Annotated in this window: 2 protein-coding genes; both read right to left on the bottom strand. The window is 34.6% G+C overall.

The window, feature by feature from the left end:
• Positions 1-163: 163 nt before the first annotated feature.
• Positions 164-1729, bottom strand: a complete 1566-nt coding sequence (locus NW213_RS16705; protein WP_258323469.1) for an ATP-binding protein — start codon at positions 1727-1729, stop codon at positions 164-166.
• 371 nt (positions 1730-2100) lie between these two features.
• Positions 2101-2311 (bottom strand): hypothetical protein (locus tag NW213_RS16700; protein ID WP_258323468.1); only part of this gene is annotated, 211 nt, incomplete at its 5' end.

Genomic DNA, 2311 nt, shown 5'->3' with positions numbered 1-2311 from the left:
AAATTAGGAGCCGTGGAGGATAAGTGAATTGATAAAAGGAACGCGAAACTTTACTATGCAATAGTTTTTTACAGAGTATCAATAGTAAATGGAAAAAAGAGGCAAGGAAAATAGTCTGCGTGGAATATACCTAAATATTTAATAATGAGCAATTTACTATTCATTATTCAATCTTCCAATCAGAAATTGTACCAGTCTCTGAAGAAAAACTTGCTCCTATTTTGAAAATCTTACGTCCATCCAAAATATATTCACGAGCATAACCTTTATTTTCAATCTGCTCAATGGCCTCAACTGCCGTACCGTCAAGTTTAAATTCAAATATATATATGTACTTCGGAGTTTCTACAATACAATCCACCCGTCCTTGACTTTGCTGTTTTTCAGTATAGACTGTATAAACACTAATCAGTTTCATAATAAGATAAAAGGTATATTGAAAATATCTTTCCTTTTCCCTTTCATTATCTTTTCTTCTCATGGAATAAGGAATGCTTGAAAGAAACGAGGTGAACAGTGGTTCCAACTTCTCTGTATTCCCGGCACGCATAGCATCAAGAACTTCAAAAATCCATCCTGTAATTCTTTCACCCGGCTGGAGGTAAGAAGTTGCAATCATAGTAATAAAACCATTTTTAACTTCATTGTTCGGGAAGTCTAAAAGGAAGCGGTTTCCAAACTCTTCATATCCTTTTATCGTAAGGTATCCACTCTGGTAAATCATTGGCAAAGGCATTTCCATATCAGCCTTATAATCAATAAACTCTTCCTGACGGTAATACTTTCCCGTTAATTCATTTATATTTTCATTAAAATGGTTCATTAATCTGATTAGATACGTAGGCGTTCCTGTCTTGAACCAATAATCCTCCAGACGTTTACTGTCCATTGCGTTCAATAGGCTGAAAGGATTATATATATCAGTCATTTCATCACTGAAATGATAGCCGTCATATTGTTCTTTAAGCCTGGTCAACATATGATTATAGTCACATTTATATTTCTGCGCCATTTCATAAACAGGCTCTTGAAAATAAGTTTCAAGTTCTTTTTGTGTAATGCCACATAATGATTCGTATCTGGCATCCATGCTTATATCCTTAGGCTGATTAAAACCGCTGAAAACGCTGACTTGCGAGAATTTTGTCACCCCTGTTAAAAAAACGAACTGCAAATGTGCATCTGCTCCCTTGAATACAGAGTAAAAAGCTTTCAGAATATTACGATGCTGATCTTCCAATTCTGTATTTACATCCAAAACATCAAGTATAGGTTTATCATACTCGTCTATAAGGACAACTGCACGAAATCCTGTCTGCTCATGCGAAGCACGCAATACCTCTGTAAAGCGGTCACCTATTCCGAGCAATTCTGTTCTATCCGGTAAGCCATATTTCTTCTCCCACTCGGATATGTAAAAACTTAGTTTGCTTTCCAGATTTCCCTCTTTTGTAAAATCCGTACTATTAAAATCTACATAAAATACAGGATGAACATTCCAGTCATTTTCCAATGCTTCAATTTTTAAACCCTTGAAATATTCCTTTTTACCGAGAAAATAGTTCTTAAGAGTAGATACAAGAAGACTCTTGCCGAATCTCCTTGGACGACTCAGAAAATATATTTTCCCTTCATGTGCCAGATTATAAATCAAATCCGTCTTATCCACATAAACATAACCGTCTTCGATAATCTGTTCAAAACTCTGTATTCCTATAGGATATTTCATAAGCTTAATACTTTACCGCTGTTACTCCACATGCAGAATAATTCTTCTAGACAAATCAAATAATATTTTGTCAAGACATTCGCAATAGAAGATTTTTCACAAATATAATGCAAACAGAGTGAAGGACAAAGAGGAAATTTAGTTTTTTACTGTGTTTTATCTTACTAGGATAGGTATATTGGTGCTTATTCTACGGTCTATTAAGCAATAAATACAATATTTACAAATGTCGTAGGGGTGGGCTTCTACTATATGTGTGAGTAAAAATAACGCTTAGTGGACATGTATGATTATCTAAATACATTTAAGCAGTGTTCATACATTGTTCGCTAAGCGTAAATTAAATGTAAAAAAATATCTATTTTACTTTCTTATACATATTCCGCTAGCTTATTAATACCTATATTCAGCTCTTTTGCAATATTTTCATCGGATAGCCCTTGTTTCCTTAAGAGGCTTATCATATTTCCTAGCATTTTATTTTTAGAAATTAGTTCTTGGCTCTTGCTCTCAAGTTCCTGGCTCTTGCTCTCAAGTTCTTGGCTCTTGCTCTCAAGTTCCTGGCTCTTGCTCTCAAGTTCT

This window comes from Bacteroides sp. ET336, from assembly GCF_024733815.1.
GTDB classification, from domain to species: domain Bacteria; phylum Bacteroidota; class Bacteroidia; order Bacteroidales; family Bacteroidaceae; genus Phocaeicola; species Phocaeicola cellulolyticus.
This window is presented reverse-complemented; position numbering and strand designations above follow the sequence as displayed.